This is a genomic window from Mesorhizobium sp. B1-1-6, from assembly GCF_006443035.1.
Taxonomy (GTDB): Bacteria; Pseudomonadota; Alphaproteobacteria; order Rhizobiales; family Rhizobiaceae; genus Mesorhizobium.
In genome coordinates, this window is the sequence record NZ_VFWR01000017.1 from 78,868 (window position 1) to 93,315 (window position 14,448).

Annotated in this window: 20 protein-coding genes; 12 read left to right on the plus strand and 8 right to left on the minus strand. The window is 63.1% G+C overall.

The window, feature by feature from the left end; all coding sequences use genetic code 11:
• Positions 1 to 302 precede the first annotated feature (302 nt).
• The 4 genes from FJ979_RS27580 to FJ979_RS27595 all read right to left on the minus strand — a co-directional run bounded on the left by FJ979_RS27580 (position 303) and on the right by FJ979_RS27595 (position 2,132).
• Complete coding sequence (locus FJ979_RS27580; protein ID WP_140560963.1) at positions 303 to 584, minus strand: hypothetical protein; 282 nt, start codon at positions 582 to 584, stop codon at positions 303 to 305.
• A gap of 96 nt (positions 585 to 680) precedes the next feature.
• Positions 681 to 1,286: an ATP-dependent Clp protease proteolytic subunit gene (locus FJ979_RS27585; RefSeq protein WP_140498846.1), complete on the minus strand. Its 606-nt coding sequence runs from the start codon at positions 1,284 to 1,286 to the stop codon at positions 681 to 683.
• 31 nt (positions 1,287 to 1,317) lie between these two features.
• Complete coding sequence (locus FJ979_RS27590) at positions 1,318 to 1,821, minus strand: SRPBCC domain-containing protein (protein WP_140584355.1); 504 nt, start codon at positions 1,819 to 1,821, stop codon at positions 1,318 to 1,320.
• Complete coding sequence (locus tag FJ979_RS27595) at positions 1,818 to 2,132, minus strand: metalloregulator ArsR/SmtB family transcription factor (RefSeq protein WP_140498842.1); 315 nt, start codon at positions 2,130 to 2,132, stop codon at positions 1,818 to 1,820. Before FJ979_RS27595 ends, FJ979_RS27590 begins: the two co-directional genes overlap by 4 nt.
• Before the next feature lie 236 nt (positions 2,133 to 2,368).
• Between FJ979_RS27595 and FJ979_RS27600 the strand changes: the two genes are divergently transcribed.
• From FJ979_RS27600 to FJ979_RS27610, 3 genes are read left to right on the plus strand one after another with little or no spacing between them, the layout of a single operon-like run.
• Entirely contained in the window at positions 2,369 to 2,878 is a 510-nt protein-coding gene (locus FJ979_RS27600) for a single-stranded DNA-binding protein (RefSeq protein ID WP_140584356.1), read from the plus strand.
• A gap of 40 nt (positions 2,879 to 2,918) precedes the next feature.
• A complete protein-coding gene (locus FJ979_RS27605; protein WP_140584357.1) occupies positions 2,919 to 3,332 on the plus strand; it encodes a DUF2306 domain-containing protein in 414 nt (137 codons plus the stop codon).
• Positions 3,333 to 3,354: 22 nt separating this feature from the next.
• Positions 3,355 to 3,780, plus strand: a complete 426-nt coding sequence (locus FJ979_RS27610; RefSeq protein WP_140584358.1) for an OsmC family protein — start codon at positions 3,355 to 3,357, stop codon at positions 3,778 to 3,780.
• A gap of 5 nt (positions 3,781 to 3,785) precedes the next feature.
• On the opposite strand, the gene FJ979_RS27615 is transcribed toward FJ979_RS27610, so the two are convergent.
• Entirely contained in the window at positions 3,786 to 4,415 is a 630-nt protein-coding gene (locus tag FJ979_RS27615; RefSeq protein WP_140498833.1) for a MarC family protein, read from the minus strand.
• Positions 4,416 to 4,588: 173 nt separating this feature from the next.
• A complete protein-coding gene (locus FJ979_RS27620) occupies positions 4,589 to 5,125 on the minus strand; it encodes a hypothetical protein (protein ID WP_140498831.1) in 537 nt (178 codons plus the stop codon).
• Between the two features lie 87 nt (positions 5,126 to 5,212).
• On the opposite strand from FJ979_RS27620, the gene FJ979_RS27625 reads away from it, so the two are divergent.
• Both FJ979_RS27625 and gyrA read left to right on the plus strand, forming a co-directional pair.
• A complete protein-coding gene (locus FJ979_RS27625; RefSeq protein WP_140584367.1) occupies positions 5,213 to 6,043 on the plus strand; it encodes an AraC family transcriptional regulator in 831 nt (276 codons plus the stop codon).
• 183 nt (positions 6,044 to 6,226) lie between these two features.
• Positions 6,227 to 9,025, plus strand: a complete 2,799-nt coding sequence (gene gyrA, locus FJ979_RS27630; protein ID WP_140557758.1) for a DNA gyrase subunit A — start codon at positions 6,227 to 6,229, stop codon at positions 9,023 to 9,025.
• Between the two features lie 67 nt (positions 9,026 to 9,092).
• On the opposite strand, the gene FJ979_RS27635 is transcribed toward gyrA, so the two are convergent.
• The gene (locus FJ979_RS27635) at positions 9,093 to 9,245 is read right to left on the minus strand and encodes a hypothetical protein (protein WP_140498827.1); all 153 of its coding nucleotides are present in this window, start codon (positions 9,243 to 9,245) and stop codon (positions 9,093 to 9,095) included.
• A gap of 194 nt (positions 9,246 to 9,439) precedes the next feature.
• Between FJ979_RS27635 and coaD the strand changes: the two genes are divergently transcribed.
• The 7 genes from coaD (at position 9,440) to tgt (ending at position 14,017) form a co-directional block, all read left to right on the plus strand.
• On the plus strand, positions 9,440 to 9,940 hold the full coding sequence (gene coaD, locus FJ979_RS27640) for a pantetheine-phosphate adenylyltransferase (protein ID WP_140498825.1): 501 nt from the start codon (positions 9,440 to 9,442) through the stop codon (positions 9,938 to 9,940).
• 110 nt (positions 9,941 to 10,050) lie between these two features.
• Positions 10,051 to 10,545 carry a peptidylprolyl isomerase gene (locus FJ979_RS27645; RefSeq protein ID WP_224518951.1) on the plus strand — a complete coding sequence of 165 codons (495 nt, stop codon included), beginning with the start codon at positions 10,051 to 10,053 and terminating at the stop codon, positions 10,543 to 10,545.
• A 27-nt stretch (positions 10,546 to 10,572) separates the two neighbouring features.
• Complete coding sequence (locus FJ979_RS27650; protein WP_140498821.1) at positions 10,573 to 11,085, plus strand: peptidylprolyl isomerase; 513 nt, start codon at positions 10,573 to 10,575, stop codon at positions 11,083 to 11,085.
• A 12-nt stretch (positions 11,086 to 11,097) separates the two neighbouring features.
• Entirely contained in the window at positions 11,098 to 11,547 is a 450-nt protein-coding gene (locus tag FJ979_RS27655) for a DMT family transporter (protein ID WP_140515312.1), read from the plus strand.
• Positions 11,547 to 12,635 carry a tRNA preQ1(34) S-adenosylmethionine ribosyltransferase-isomerase QueA gene (gene queA / locus FJ979_RS27660; RefSeq protein ID WP_140584359.1) on the plus strand — a complete coding sequence of 363 codons (1,089 nt, stop codon included), beginning with the start codon at positions 11,547 to 11,549 and terminating at the stop codon, positions 12,633 to 12,635. Before FJ979_RS27655 ends, queA begins: the two co-directional genes overlap by 1 nt.
• Positions 12,625 to 12,894, plus strand: a complete 270-nt coding sequence (locus FJ979_RS27665) for a hypothetical protein (protein ID WP_140498815.1) — start codon at positions 12,625 to 12,627, stop codon at positions 12,892 to 12,894. Before queA ends, FJ979_RS27665 begins: the two co-directional genes overlap by 11 nt.
• Positions 12,887 to 14,017 carry a tRNA guanosine(34) transglycosylase Tgt gene (tgt, locus tag FJ979_RS27670; protein ID WP_140584360.1) on the plus strand — a complete coding sequence of 377 codons (1,131 nt, stop codon included), beginning with the start codon at positions 12,887 to 12,889 and terminating at the stop codon, positions 14,015 to 14,017. The genes FJ979_RS27665 and tgt overlap by 8 nt, the downstream gene beginning before the upstream one ends.
• Positions 14,018 to 14,021: 4 nt before the next feature.
• Here tgt and FJ979_RS27675 read toward each other — a convergent pair whose 3' ends face one another.
• Entirely contained in the window at positions 14,022 to 14,441 is a 420-nt protein-coding gene (locus tag FJ979_RS27675) for a DUF4864 domain-containing protein (RefSeq protein WP_140515316.1), read from the minus strand.
• Between the last annotated feature and the right edge of the window lie 7 nt (positions 14,442 to 14,448).

The window sequence follows — 14,448 nt, forward strand, 5'->3', positions numbered from 1 at the left end:
GTGGAGCATGACGCCACCGGACAGTCCCTTGAGGCTCCAGCAGTGACTGGAGCCGCGGCAGGCATGAATGCCAGGGAGACGCGAGCGCCTTCCGACGTGACCCTGCCGGATGCACCAAAATCAGAGACTACTGGTCGGATCGTCGGCTGAACGCCGCGAAGCATCCGAAATCGAAAGCCGGTAAAACATTCCCGGCGAAAGATTGGATTATAGATCCAGAAAAGCCCCGTCCGTTTGCTAAAAGCACGGCGGGGCTGCTCTTTTGGGGGAACGCGCAGGTACTGACGGCCCCGACATGTCAGCTACCGCGGCGGTTTGATCCCGCCGGCGCCGACATCGACCGTGATGCTGCCGGAAATCCTGACATCGGTATCGCCGATCTTGAACCGGCCGTTGCCGTTGGCGGGGAAGGCGTCATCGGGTTCGGGCTGCGGGGCCGGCTTGGCGATGCGATAATCGCCGGCCACACCGGGCAGGCTGCCTTTCTGGCTGTCGTTGGCAAAGGCGCCGCCGGCCAGCATGAGCGCACCGGCGAAAATAGTGACGGCAAGACGCCAAGGTTGGAATAAGCGGCTGTCGATCATCGGCCGGTTATAGCGCCGCCCCGCCGAGGTGGCCAGACCGGCGGTCATCAAATCGCCGGACGGCGGGGCCGTCGCAATTCATCGTGCTTGTGCCGGTCACGCCGCCTTTTTGCGGGTATCGTAGACATGATCGACGAGACCCCATGCCTTCGCTTCCTCGGCGGTCATGAAATAGTCCCGGTCGAGCGTGCGCTCGACCTCTTCATAGGTGCGGCCGCAATGGCGCGCATAGAGCTCGGTCATCTGCCGCTTGGTGCGCAGGATGCCTTCGGCGTGACGCTGGATGTCCGATGCCTGACCCTGGAAGCCGCCAAGCGGCTGGTGCAGGACGAGGCTGGCGTTGGGCAGCGCGATGCGCCGTCCCGGCGTGCCAGCCATCAGCAGGAACGAAGCCATCGAGGCGGCAAAGCCCATGCACACCGTCGACACCGGACAGCTGACATATTGCATCGTGTCGTAGATGGCGAAGCCGCTGGTCACCACGCCGCCAGGCGAGTTGATGTAAAGCGAGATCTCCTTGTCGGGATTATCCGATTCCAGCGACAGAAGCTGGGCGCAGACCAGCGCCGACATGCCGTCGTTGATCTCGCCGTTGATAAAGACGATGCGCTCGCGCAGCAGCCGCGAGAAAATGTCGAAGGCGCGCTCGCCGCGGCTCGATTGCTCGATCACCATCGGCACCAGATTGGCAAAACCGGTCATCGTCTCTCTCCGTTTCTCATGTGTCGGCCACTCAAGCGGCGCGCTGCAGAAGGCAAAATGAATTGGCGGCGGCCGTACGGCCGGAGGCGCTCGCAGCGAATGAAAGCCGGCAGCCGACACCTGCCATGGTCACCATGGGCCTGGCGGCGGATGTCGCCACACGGGCAAAGCCTTCATGGATAATATGCAGATGCGTGCCGCCCGAAACGGTGCGGGCGAGCGTGAAGGTGACGATGCTGTCGAGCGGGTTCCGTTCCTCGTCGGGCCGCGGCTGTTCCCGCCAGGAATAGCGAAGCCTTTTTCCGGGCTCGGCATCGAGGATCTCGCATTCGATCGGCGCATCCGGCCCGGCAAAGGCGAAATTGCTGCCGATCTCAGGATTGATGTCGTTGGGCATCATCCAGGCCGCAAGCAATTCGGGCACGGTCAGCGCCCGCCATACCTTTTCCGGCGGCTCGGGGAGATCGCACTCGAACTCGATCGCGTCGGGGGCGGTCCGCGCATGGCTTTCGCCGGTCACTGGTGCGTGCGTCATTGGTCCATGTCCTTGAGAACCGTCTTCAGTTTTTCGATGCGCTCGGGCCAGAAGGTCCGGTAGCGTTCGATCCAGCCGAGCAGCGGGTCGAGCCCTTGCGGATCGGCGCGGTAATAGGCATTGCGGCCCGCCCGCCGTTCGACCACCAAGCCTGCGCCGCGCAGCACCGCCAGGTGCTGCGACACAGCCGGCTGCGATACCGTCATGCCGGTGCGCAGCTGCGACACCGTCATCTCGCTGGTGGCGAGGCGTTCATAGACGGCGCGTCGGGTGGGGTCGGCCAGCGCCCGGAAAATTTCCGCTTCGATCATGGTGAAAGCATAAGTCGATACTTATTGGTTTGGCAAGCGGTCTTTTGCGGCCCATATAAAAGGAAGCTGGCGGCTCCGGCATTGCTGCCAATCCTTGACAATGAGCGGCGATGCATATAGGAACGAAAAGAGAACAAAAACCTTGTGGGAAAAGGCAGCCACAGCAGGCAACGGGTGTGCGCAACCTGTAAGGTGCTGCGACAAAAATTTGTTTCGGACGAGCGCGGAGAAGTATCATGGCGGGTAGCGTCAATAAGGTCATTCTGGTCGGCAATCTCGGAGCGGACCCGGAGATCCGCCGCCTGAATTCTGGCGAGCCGGTCGTCAACATCCGCATCGCAACATCGGAAAGCTGGCGCGACAAGAATTCCGGCGAGCGCAAGGAAAAGACCGAGTGGCATAATGTCGTCATCTTCAATGAGGGCATCGCCAAGGTCGCCGAGCAGTATCTGAAGAAGGGCATGAAGGTTTATGTCGAGGGCCAGTTGCAGACACGCAAATGGCAAGACCAGACCGGTGCCGACAAATACACGACGGAAGTCGTGCTGCAGAGATTCCGCGGCGAGCTGCAGATGCTCGACGCGCGCGGCCAGGGCGAAGGCGGCCAGGTCGGCGGTTATTCCGGCGGCGGCAGCCGTGGTTCCGATTTTGGCCAGTCCGGCCCGAACGAAGGCTTCAATCGTGGCGGCGGTGCTCCCAAGGGCGGCGGTTCGTCGCGCGAGCTGGACGACGAAATTCCGTTCTGAGCGTCGACACGGCGTGACGGGCATTTGAGGAGAGGGCGCGATGTCGCTCGGACCGCTCCTATCGGCACGTCCTCCGATCCCATGGCATGCGCTCGCGGCCTTTGCCGCGCTGGCGATAGGCGGCGTGCAGCTGGCGCTGCCGAAAGGCACGCTGCGCCACCGCGCGATAGGCTATCTCTGGGCGGCGCTGATGCTGGCCGTCGCCATCTCGAGTTTCTGGATCCAGCAGATACGGCTCCTTGGCCCTTTCAGCCCGATCCATCTCTTGTCGATCCTGGTGCTGGTCACGGTGCCGCTGGCGGTCTGGCATGCACGCAATCACCGTGTCGCCAAGCACCGCAAGGCGATGATTGCGTTGTATATCTTTGCACTGGTGGGTGCCGGTGTCTTTACGCTCGTGCCCGGCAGAATCATGCACGACGTGGTCTTCGGCGTCGCGCAAGCCAGACCGTGATCCCGAGTGGAAGGAATATCAGTTGAAAGCACGCATCAAATGGGTCGAGGAACGCACCTTCGTCGGCGAGTCCGGCACAGGCCATAAGGTCGTACTGGGGACCGCGTTCGGCCCTGAAGGGAGAACGCCGGGGCCGAGCCCGATGGAGCTGGTGTTGATCGGCACCGGCGGCTGCTCGGCCTATGATGTCGTCCATATCCTCGAAAAGGGGCGCGAAGCGGTCGAGGACTGCATTGTTGAACTCGACGCCGATCGGGCCGAAACGGACCCCAAAGTGTTCACCCGCATCCATATGCATTTCATCGTCAAGGGCAGGGCGCTGTCCAGCGACAAGGTCAGGCGGGCAATCGACCTGTCGATCGAAAAATACTGTTCGGCTTCCGCCATGATGGCCAAGACCGCCGCGATCACCCACGATTTCGAAATTATCGACACGACGGCAAAATAAGCGGCCTATGAGGCCATCAGCGCCTTGATGCCGTCCGCCACGAACTGCACGGCAAGTGCCGCCAGGATGACGCCGAGCAGGCGAGTCAGGATCGAGCGGCCGGTCTGGCCGAGGATGCGGTCGATGCGCTCCGACAGCACGAACACCAGATAGGTGATGGCGAGGCAGACGAAGATGATGCCGACCAGTGCCGCCTGGGCGCCAAAGCCCTGAAACGAGCCGGAGAGCAGGACAGTCGCCGAAATCGCGCCGGGGCCGGCGATCAGCGGGATCGCCAGCGGGAAGGCGGCGATGTTGTGGATCATGTCCTTGGTGATGGCGACGTCGCCGATCTTCTCCTTGCGGTCCTGCCGGCGCTCGAACACCATTTCGAAAGCGATGAAGAAGAGCAAAAAGCCGCCGGCGACCCGGAAGGCCGGCAGCGTGATGCCGAACACCGACAGGATCGAGGCGCCGGCAACGGCGAACAGCGCCATCACCAGGAAGCCGATGACCGAAGCGCGGACCGAGACCTGCTGGCGCTCCTCGCGGTTCATGCCGCGCGTTATCGCCAGAAACAGCGGCGCCAGCCCGGGCGGGTCGATGGTCACCAGAATGGTGACGAAGGCGTTGAACAGGCTGTCGAAACTCGGCATCTCTCACCCCTCCCGCCGGGCCGAGCCCGCATCCCGACATTGGTAGAGCAAAGCAGGGACGGAGGAAACCGGCTGGGGAGAGGCGGCTCGCGAACTCTGCGAAAGCCGGCTGGGCCGAGGGAGACGCGAAAGAACGCAGGGAGTGCCTGAGTTTGCGTCGCGGGCTTGCTTGATCAGGTACGGCCAGAGCGCCGCGCCAGGAACTCCACTTCGAGCCGCCATGTCGCGCCATTGTCGTGCGAGCGCTCGCCGAGCCAGCGGAAGGAATTTTCGGTTATTCGTGAAAAGCTCCAACGTACGGAGGAACCGGTGCCGTCGGCGCCCACTTGGACAATCGTGTCGCCTTCGGCGCGACCGAGTTGGCGGCTGTAATACTGGTTGCGCGGATCGCTCCAGAAAATATGCCAGGCATTTGCGCCGGGATCGTAGACGCGCAAGGTCGTGCCATAAAAGGTCCATTTGCCGAGAGAAGGCGAGGGGCCGGCATCGCGCGCGGGCAGGATCCAGACGTCCTGAATCGCGCGGCCTTCCAGCACCCAGCCGAAATGCACCTCGCCGCGTCCGGTCAGCACGGTGCCGTCCTCGAGATGACGGCTGGCATCGAAAGTCCAGGCGCCGACGAAGCGGCCGTAGAGATCCAAATTCTCGGCAAAGCCGGGGGCTGGCCCGTCGCTGTGCAGGGCTTCGGTAAAAGTGGGCTGGTTGGTCATGGCTGGTGCCTTCATGCTGTCAGGAGGCCGCAAGCGATAGGCCGGGGCAGGGTTCTGCGCTTGGGAAAAATTGCTATCTTTCAGGCTATGACGACGAGCCACAGGATCATTGCCTCGGGGCCAGGCTGGCAGGTGTCGGACGTGGTGTGCACGGCCGGCGCCGGCGACCGGCCGTTCGAGGAGGAGCACCGGACATTCTGCGTCGCCGCGGTGACCAGCGGCACCTTCCGCTATCGCGCCAGCCAGGGTACCGCGATGCTCGCGCCAGGCGCGGTGCTGCTCGGTAATCCCGGCACATGCTACGAATGCGGCCACGAGCACGGCGCCGGTGACCGCTGCCTCTCCTTCCATTTTGCTCCGGCCTATATGGAACGGATCGTGGAGGACGTACCGGGCGCCAGAATGCTGGCCTTCAAGACGCCGCGCTTGCCGCCCCTGCCGGCGCTGATGCCGCTGCTGGCCGAAGCGGAGGCCGCGCGCGATGTGGGCGAAACCGCTGCTTTCGAGGAACTCGGCTTGCGCATTGCCAGCGCAGCAGTCGCCGCAAGCTCAGGGCGCACCAAGATGGCGCGGACACCCAGCGGCCGCGACCAAAAACGGGTCGCGGAGGCGGTTCGGCGTATCGAGATCGATGCCGATCAGCCGCTTTCGCTGGCCGTGCTGGCCCGGGAGACGGCGACCAGTCCGTATCATTTCCTGCGCACATTCCGGCAGATTGCCGGAATGACCCCCTACCGGTTTCTGCTGAGGACCAGGCTGCACCGGGCAGCAGTGCGGCTCCACGCTTCGGACAAGGCGATCTCGACGATCGCCTTCGAGGCGGGCTTCAACGACCTGTCAACTTTCAATCGCCGCTTCCGGCGCGAAATGGGCGAGACGCCCGGCAGCTATCGCGCCCGCCGCGCGGGCCGCCGCTAACACGAGATGGCGGGCCTTTGCGTCGACGGCTCCGAAAAGCACATCGGCCATATCGTCGCAATCACCGGTATCCTTTTGAAATCACCGCCAAAATCGACACTGGAAAAGTGCCGTCGACATTGGAGTTTCGGCCCGGCTTCCTATATATACGGCAAGTGATTCCTGTTTAGATTGTGATCCGATTTGACCGACCAAAAAACACCGCGCGGCGCCGACGGCGGCCCCACCGGCATCGAGCCGATTTCGATCATCGAGGAGATGCAGCGATCCTATCTCGATTACGCCATGAGCGTGATCGTCAGCCGCGCGCTGCCCGACGTGCGCGACGGCCTGAAGCCGGTGCATCGCCGCATTCTCTTCGCCGCGCATGAGAGCGGCTATCACTGGAACCGCAAATATGTGAAGTCGGCGCGCCCGGTCGCCGACGTGATGGGTAAATACCATCCGCATGGCGACGCCTCTATCTATGACGCCCTGGTGCGCATGGCGCAGGACTGGTCGCTGCGCGTGCCGCTCATCGACGGGCAAGGCAATTTCGGCTCGATCGACGGCGATCCGCCGGCGGCCATGCGCTACACCGAGTCGCGGCTGACCAAGGTCGCGCATGAACTGCTGGAGGATATCGACAAGGATACGGTCGATTTCCAGGACACTTACGATGCTTCCGGCAGCGAGCCGAAGGTCCTGCCGGCGCGCTTTCCCAATCTGCTGGTCAATGGCTCGGGCGGCATCGCCGTCGGCATGGCCACCAACATCCCGCCGCACAATCTGGGCGAAGTCTGCAACGCCGCGATCGCGATCATCGACAATCCGGCCATCGACCTGCCGGCGCTGATGGAAATCATTCCGGGGCCGGATTTCCCGACCGGCGGCATCGTGCTCGGCCGCTCCGGCATCTACAGCGCCTATTCGACCGGCCGCGGCTCCATCGTCATGCGCGGTAAGGTCAACATCGAGGCCCGCGGCAATGACCGCGAATCGATCATCATCACCGAAGTTCCCTACCAGGTGAACAAGTCGTCGATGATCGAGAAGATGGCCGAACTGGTGCGCGACAAGCGCATCGAGGGCATTTCCGACATTCGCGACGAGAGCGACCGCCAGGGCTATAGAGTCGTCGTCGAGCTGAAGCGCGACGCCGTGGCCGACGTCATCCTCAACCAGCTCTATCGCTTCACGCCGCTGCAAACCTCTTTCGGCGCCAACATGGTGGCGCTCAATGGCGGCAAGCCCGAACTGCTGACGCTGACCGACATGCTGAGAGCATTCGTGTCCTTCCGCGAGGAGGTGGTCACCCGACGCACGAAGTTCCTGCTGCGCAAGGCGCGCGACCGGGCCCACGTGCTGGTCGGCCTCGCAATCGCAGTCGCCAACATCGATGAAGTGATAAAACTGATCCGCACCGCGCCGGACCCGCAGACCGCGCGCGAGCAGTTGATGGAGCGGCGCTGGCCGTCCGGCGACGTCGAATCGCTGATCCTCCTGATCGACGACCCGCGCCACCGCATCAACGAGGACGGCACCTACAATCTGTCCGAGGAACAGGCGCGCGCGATCCTGGAGTTGCGCCTGCAGCGCCTGACGGCACTCGGCCGCGACGAAATCGCCGATGAGTTGAACACGATCGGCGCCGAGATCGTCGATTATCTCGATATCCTGTCGTCCCGCGCCCGCGTCCAGCAGATCGTCAAGGACGAGCTCGCGGCCGTGCGTGACGAATTCGGCACGCCGCGCCGCACCGAGCTGAGCGAAGGCGGCGCGGACATGGAAGACGAGGACCTGATCCAGCGCGAAGACATGGTCGTGACGGTGAGCCATTCCGGCTACATCAAGCGCGTGCCGTTGTCGCTCTACCGGGCGCAACGCCGCGGCGGCAAGGGTCGCTCGGGCATGTCGACCAAGGAAGAGGATTTCGTCACCCGCCTGTTCGTGGCCAATACGCACACGCCGGTGCTGTTCTTCTCCTCGCGCGGCATCGTCTACAAGGAGAAGGTCTGGCGCCTGCCGATCGGCAATCCGCAGTCACGCGGCAAGGCGCTGATCAACATGCTGCCGCTGGAGCAGGGCGAGCGCATCACCACAATCATGCCGTTGCCGGAAGATGAGACGAGCTGGGGCGAGCTCGACGTGATGTTCGCCACCACGCGCGGCACGGTGCGCCGCAACAAGCTCTCTGACTTCGTCCAAGTCAACCGTAATGGCAAGATCGCCATGAAGCTGGAGGAGGAGGGCGACGAGATCCTCGGCGTCGAGACCTGCACCGACAATGACGACGTGCTTCTGACCGCCAGCTCCGGCCAGTGCATCCGCTTTTCCGTCGGCGATGTGCGCGTCTTCCAGAGCCGCAACTCGGTCGGCGTGCGCGGCATCGCCATGGCCGAAACCGATCGCGTCATTTCGATGGCTGTCATCGAGCATGTCGATGCGCCGCCGGCCGAACGCGCCGCCTATCTGAAGCGCGTGGTGGCCGAACGGCGCCTGGCCGCCGGCATCCCGGCAGGTGAGGAGGAAGAGATCGCGTTGACCAACGAAGAGGTCGGCGAGGAGGCGGAGCTGTCGGACGAGCGCTATGAGTTCCTCAAGGCGCATGAGCAGTTCGTGCTGACGGTGACGGAATACGGCTACGGCAAGCGCTCATCGTCCTATGATTTCCGTCTGACCGGACGCGGCGGCAAGGGCATTCGGGCCACCGACGTGTCGAAGACGGCCGAGATCGGCAGGCTGGTGGCAACCTTCCCGGTCGGCAATGACGACCAGATCATGCTGGTGTCCGACGGCGGTACCGTTATCCGGGTGCCGGTCAATGGCATCCGCTTCGCCAGCCGCGCCACCAAGGGCGTGACCATTTTCAACACGGCGGAAGGCGAGAAGGTGGTTTCGGTCGAGCGGATTTCCGAGCCGCAATCGGACGAGGAAGAAATCGTCGAGGTTGGTGCCGAGATCGATCCGGCGGCCGATGCCGGCCTGGATGATGCGCAATAAGTCTGGCTTGGACAGACATGGCAACGCCGGCCAATCGGCCGGCGCGTCGCAACAAATTCAGGCTAACTCAATAGTGACGGTGAGGCTTGCGGGGCCCGAACCCTTCGAAGCGTTTGGCGTTGGTCTTGATGCGGACGCGCTGGGCCTCCTGATGCAGCCCGAATACAGTGGCGATCAGCATGGCGACGGTCATTGCAGTGGCGAGCATGTAGATCAGCATGTGCGTGTTCTCCTGCGCTCTACAACGCTTACATGGGACTTTGGTTTCATCTTCTTAAAGGGGCAAGGTAGTGAACGCTGCGTGAAGCGTTCGTGATCGGCGCATTCATCTGTCGTTCATCCCTGCAAAAAGGTTCAAGGGGATCGCATCAATGAGATTTGCCTTCCGTCCGCGCGCCCGTTAGAAGCACCGGCATGACCGAGCGCATCGCCCTTTATGCCGGCTCCTTCGACCCGTTGACCAACGGCCATCTCGACGTGCTGAAGGCGTCGCTGGCCGTGGCGGACATCGTCTATGCGGCGATCGGTATCCATCCCGGCAAGAAGCCGCTGTTTTCCTTCGAGGAGCGGGTCGAACTCATCGAGGCCGCGACCAAGGCCGAATTCGGCCGCGACGGCACACGCATCAAGGTGGTCGCCTTCGACGGGCTGGTCATCGATGCGGCCAGGAAACAGGGAGCCTCGATCATGATCCGCGGCCTGCGCGACGGCACCGATCTCGACTACGAGATGCAGATGGCCGGCATGAACGAAACGATGGCGCCTGAGCTGCAAACGGTTTTTCTGCCCGCCAGCCCCTCGGTTAGAACCATTACCGCCACACTTGTCCGCCAGATTGCCTCGATGGGCGGCGACATCCGCCCCTTCGTGCCGGCCGCGGTCGCCGGTGCGCTCACCGCTAAATTCGCAAAATAGGTTTCTCGGAGAAGACCATGCAGCTGAAAAAGCTCGCCTCGTTCCTCGTCGTGCTTGCCGGTCTCGTGACCGCATCGGTCTCAGCCTATGCCGCCGACCCGGAAAACACCATGATCATAACGTTGAAGGACGGCGACGTGACCATTGCACTGCGTCCCGATCTCGCGCCCAAGCATGTCGCGCAGATCAAGAAGCTGGTGCGCGAGCATGCCTATGACAACGTCGCCTTCCACCGCGTCATCGACGGCTTCATGGCGCAGACAGGCGACGTCAAATTCGGCAACATGAACAAGGGCTTCAACGCCCAGGCTGTCGGTACCGGCGGCTCCGACCTGCCGGACCTGCCGGCGGAATTCTCGCAGACCGAGCACTACAAGCGCGGCGTGGTCGGCATGGCACGCTCGCAGGATCCGAACTCGGCAAACTCGCAGTTCTTTATCATGTTCGCGCCGGCGCCGCCGCTCGACGGCCAGTACACCATCGTGGGCAATGTCGTCAGCGGCATGGAACTCGTGGACCACATCAAGAAGGGCGACGAGGCCGACAACGGCACGGTCACCGATCCCGACCGGATGATCAAGGTGCGCATCGCCGCCGACAAATAGTTCTGTTTTTTGAAAAGGATATCAGACATGGCCGACATCAAGGATCGCGAAAACGCGCTCATCATGGAAACGACCAAGGGCAAGGTCGTCATCGAAATGCTTCCCGACCTGGCGCCCGGCCATGTCGCCCGCATCAAGGAACTGGCCCGCGAAGGCGCCTATGACGGCGTGGTCTTCCACCGCGTCATCGAGGGCTTCATGGCGCAGACCGGCGACGTCAAGTTCGGCAATTCGAGCAAGCCCTCTTTCGCGCCTTCCCGCGCTGGCATGGGCGGTTCCGACAAGCCGGATCTCAAGGCCGAATTCTCCAATGCCAACCACAGCCGCGGCACCTGCTCGATGGCGCGCTCGCAGAATCCGAACTCGGCCAATTCGCAGTTCTTCATCTGCTTCGACGATGCAGCCTTCCTCAATCGCCAGTACACGGTCTGGGGCCAGGTCATCGAAGGCATGGACAATGTCGACAAGATCAAGCGCGGCGAGCCGGTGCAGGATCCCGACAAGATCGTGTCGCTGAAGGTCGCGGCCGACGTCAAGTAAGGCGGCAGGACAATGATGGGCGTCGTCTGGTCGCTTCTCGGCATCTTGTCCGGCGCCTTCATTGCCATTCAGGCGCCGATCAATTCGCAGTTGGCGCGCGGCCTGGGGCTCCCGGTCGCGGCTGCCGCGTTTTCGTTCCTGTCGGGCGCCATCGTGCTCGGCATCATTGCCGTCGCGGTGGTGAGGCTGCAAGGCATCTCGCTCGACTGGAAGGCGCCCGCGCCGTGGCTGTTCATCGCCGGCGGCATGCTGGGCGGCTTCTACGTCACACTGTCCACCATCCTGACGCCACGCATCGGCGCCGCCGCGCTGATGGCGTTCCTGGTGGCGGGCCAGTTGCTGGCGGGCATGCTGATCGACCGCGTCGGATTCCTCGGCGTCGCGGTTCGCGAAATCTCGCTCGGCCGCGTGGCCGGCGCGGTGCTGCTTCTGGCCGGGGCGCTGCTTATCAGGCTCTTCTGATGCGTGTCGATCTGTTCGATTTCGACCTGCCGGAAAAGCGTATCGCGCTTCGCCCGGCAGAGCCGCGCGACAGCGCAAAGATGCTGGTGGTCAGGCCCGGCGAGGGGGTTTCGAACCGGGCGGTCAGCGACCTGCCTTCCCTGCTCCAGGCCGGCGACGTGCTGGTCTTCAACGACACCAAGGTTATCCCGGCGCAACTCAAAGGTATCAGGCGGCGCGGCGAGGCGGCGGCGCAGGTCGAAGCCACATTGCACATGCGGATGGCGCCGGACCGTTGGCTGGCCTTCATGCGGCCGGGCAAGCGCGTTGCCGTCGGCGACCGCATCCATTTCGGCCATGACGGCAATTCCTGCTTCCTCGGCCAGCTTGACGCCACGGTGATCGAAAAGGGCGAGGCGGGCGAGGCGCTGCTCGGCTTCGACCTGTCGGGCCCTTTCCTCGATGAGGCGCTGCATGCGGTCGGCCACATCCCACTGCCGCCCTACATCGCCTCGAAGCGGGATGACGACGAGCGCGATCGGGCCGATTATCAGACCATCTATGCCCGGGAGGAAGGTGCCGTAGCGGCGCCGACGGCCGGTCTGCATTTCACGCCGGAGCTGTTTGCCGCACTCGACGCAAAGGGGATCGAACGCCGCTTCGTCACGCTCCACGTCGGCGCCGGCACGTTCCTGCCAGTGAAGGTGGACGACACCGCCGACCACAAGATGCATGCGGAGATCGGCTCAGTCAGCGAGGCAACAGCCGACGCGTTGAATGCGGCAAAGGCGAGGGGCGGGCGCGTCATTGCCGTCGGTACGACCTCGCTGCGCCTGCTGGAAAGCGCCGCGCGAGAGGATGGCGTGCTGGCTGCATGGTCCGGCCCGACCGACATCTTTATCACGCCCGGCTACCGTTTTCGCACCGCCGACATGCTGATGACCAATTTCCATCTGCCGCGTTCGACGCTGTTCATGCTGGTTTCGGCCTTCAGCGGCCTCGATACGATGCGCGCCGCCTATGCACACGCCATTGAGCACGATTACAGATTTTACTCCTACGGAGATGCAAGCCTGCTGTATCGAGCGGAGATGAGCGATGGACGATGACCTCGACAGGCTGGACCGGAGCAGTTTGATCGCCGAAGTCAAAAAATTGCGCGCCGGCATTCGCCAGCATCGCGATGCATCGGGGCACGATCTTTGCTGGCATCATCCCGATTTGTGGGACCTGCTGCCCGAGAAGATCGATCCGGCAATCGCCGTGCCGCCCTGGCCAAAATTCATGCGCGGCTGCATCCATTATCGCCAGTCGCTGGACGAACAGGCTCCGGGCGCACCGGCACACGACAAGGAATTCAATGGCTGAGACGTTCACCTTCAAGGTGCTGGCGACCGAAGGTAAGGCGCGGCGCGGTTTGATCAGCATGCCGCGCGGCGAAATCCGCACGCCGGCCTTCATGCCGGTCGGCACCGGCGGCACGGTCAAGACGATGTACATGGATCAGGTGCGCGGCGTCGGCGCCGATATCATCCTGGGCAATACCTACCATTTGATGCTGCGGCCCGGCGCCGAACGCGTGGCGAAGCTTGGCGGCCTGCACGAATTCGCCCGCTGGCCGCATCCGATCCTGACCGACAGCGGTGGCTTCCAGGTGATGTCGCTGTCAAAGCTTCGGAAATTGACCGAGAAGGGCGTCACATTTCGCTCCCATATCGATGGCGCTGCATACGAAATGTCGCCGGAACGTTCGATCGAGATCCAGGGCCTGCTCGATTCAGACATCCAGATGCAACTCGACGAATGCACGGCGCTACCGGCCGCGCTCAAGGAGATCGAGCGCGCCATGGAATTGTCGCTGCGCTGGGCTGAGCGCTGCAAGACGGCGTTCGGCGACCAGCCCGGCAAGGCGATGTTCGGCATCGTGCAAGGCGGCGACAATGCGGATTTGCGCGTGCGTTCGGCGCAGGCGCTGAGCGCGATGGATCTGAAAGGCTATGCGGTTGGCGGTCTTGCCGTCGGTGAACCGCAGGCGGTCATGCTCGACATGCTCGACATCACCTGCCCGGAACTGCCCGATGACAAACCCCGCTATCTCATGGGGGTCGGCACGCCGGACGACATCTTGAAATCGGTGGCGCGCGGCATCGACATGTTCGACTGCGTGATGCCGACGCGGGCCGGCCGGCATGGGCTTGCCTATACAAGGCGCGGCAAGGTCAATCTGCGCAACGCCCGCCATGCCGACGATCCGCGCCCCCTCGACGAGGAAAGCGACTGCCCGGCGGCACGCGATTATTCCCGCGCCTATCTGCACCATCTCGTGCGCTCGCAAGAGGCGCTCGGTGCGATGCTTCTGACCTGGAACAATCTGTCCTATTATCAGAAGCTGATGCAGGACATACGCGCCGCGATAGAGACCGGCACTTTCGAGGCACGCGCTGCCGAAATTACCGAGGGCTGGGCGAGGGGCGATATCCCAGCGCTGTAACGGTTCAGGTGCTCAGCGAATTCGACGCGCGCAGGCTGCAGCCGGTGATTTGGAACTTGCCGTCGGGCTGTCGCTCCAACGTGTAGACAGCTTCGTAGTCCTTGCCGTCAGGGCCGACGATCAGCACCTGCTGGATGATCGAGGTCGGACCCGTCTCCTCGACCTTGCCGAACGAGTAGCTCCGTGGGTTGCGCACCGGCGCGTAGCCGTTGGTCACCATGTTCATGAAGGTGTCGACGGTCGGGAAGATCCGCTTCACGTTCGGTGCGGCGAAGCTGTAGGCCGTGACGCCGTCATCGGCCAGGAACGCTCTCAGCTGGCCGTCAATGGCCGCTTGCGCCGCCTTGATCTCGGCCTCGCCGGCAAACGCCGACAAGGGCAGGAGGAGAGGAAGGAATGCGAATGCGAAAAGCGTGCGGCGCATAGCCTGT

Coding starts and splice junctions, on each gene's coding strand:
- FJ979_RS27580 (WP_140560963.1), bottom strand. CDS start 584: ATGATCGACAGCCGCTTATTCCAACCTTGGCGTCTTGCCGTCACTATT.
- FJ979_RS27585 (WP_140498846.1), bottom strand. CDS start 1,286: ATGACCGGTTTTGCCAATCTGGTGCCGATGGTGATCGAGCAATCGAGC.
- FJ979_RS27590 (WP_140584355.1), bottom strand. CDS start 1,821: ATGACGCACGCACCAGTGACCGGCGAAAGCCATGCGCGGACCGCCCCC.
- FJ979_RS27595 (WP_140498842.1), bottom strand. CDS start 2,132: ATGATCGAAGCGGAAATTTTCCGGGCGCTGGCCGACCCCACCCGACGC.
- FJ979_RS27600 (WP_140584356.1), top strand. CDS start 2,369: ATGGCGGGTAGCGTCAATAAGGTCATTCTGGTCGGCAATCTCGGAGCG.
- FJ979_RS27605 (WP_140584357.1), top strand. CDS start 2,919: ATGTCGCTCGGACCGCTCCTATCGGCACGTCCTCCGATCCCATGGCAT.
- FJ979_RS27615 (WP_140498833.1), bottom strand. CDS start 4,415: ATGCCGAGTTTCGACAGCCTGTTCAACGCCTTCGTCACCATTCTGGTG.
- FJ979_RS27620 (WP_140498831.1), bottom strand. CDS start 5,125: ATGACCAACCAGCCCACTTTTACCGAAGCCCTGCACAGCGACGGGCCA.
- FJ979_RS27625 (WP_140584367.1), top strand. CDS start 5,213: ATGACGACGAGCCACAGGATCATTGCCTCGGGGCCAGGCTGGCAGGTG.
- FJ979_RS27635 (WP_140498827.1), bottom strand. CDS start 9,245: ATGCTGATCTACATGCTCGCCACTGCAATGACCGTCGCCATGCTGATC.
- coaD (WP_140498825.1), top strand. CDS start 9,440: ATGACCGAGCGCATCGCCCTTTATGCCGGCTCCTTCGACCCGTTGACC.
- FJ979_RS27645 (WP_224518951.1), top strand. CDS start 10,051: ATGATCATAACGTTGAAGGACGGCGACGTGACCATTGCACTGCGTCCC.
- FJ979_RS27650 (WP_140498821.1), top strand. CDS start 10,573: ATGGCCGACATCAAGGATCGCGAAAACGCGCTCATCATGGAAACGACC.
- FJ979_RS27655 (WP_140515312.1), top strand. CDS start 11,098: ATGATGGGCGTCGTCTGGTCGCTTCTCGGCATCTTGTCCGGCGCCTTC.
- queA (WP_140584359.1), top strand. CDS start 11,547: ATGCGTGTCGATCTGTTCGATTTCGACCTGCCGGAAAAGCGTATCGCG.
- FJ979_RS27665 (WP_140498815.1), top strand. CDS start 12,625: ATGGACGATGACCTCGACAGGCTGGACCGGAGCAGTTTGATCGCCGAA.
- tgt (WP_140584360.1), top strand. CDS start 12,887: ATGGCTGAGACGTTCACCTTCAAGGTGCTGGCGACCGAAGGTAAGGCG.
- FJ979_RS27675 (WP_140515316.1), bottom strand. CDS start 14,441: ATGCGCCGCACGCTTTTCGCATTCGCATTCCTTCCTCTCCTCCTGCCC.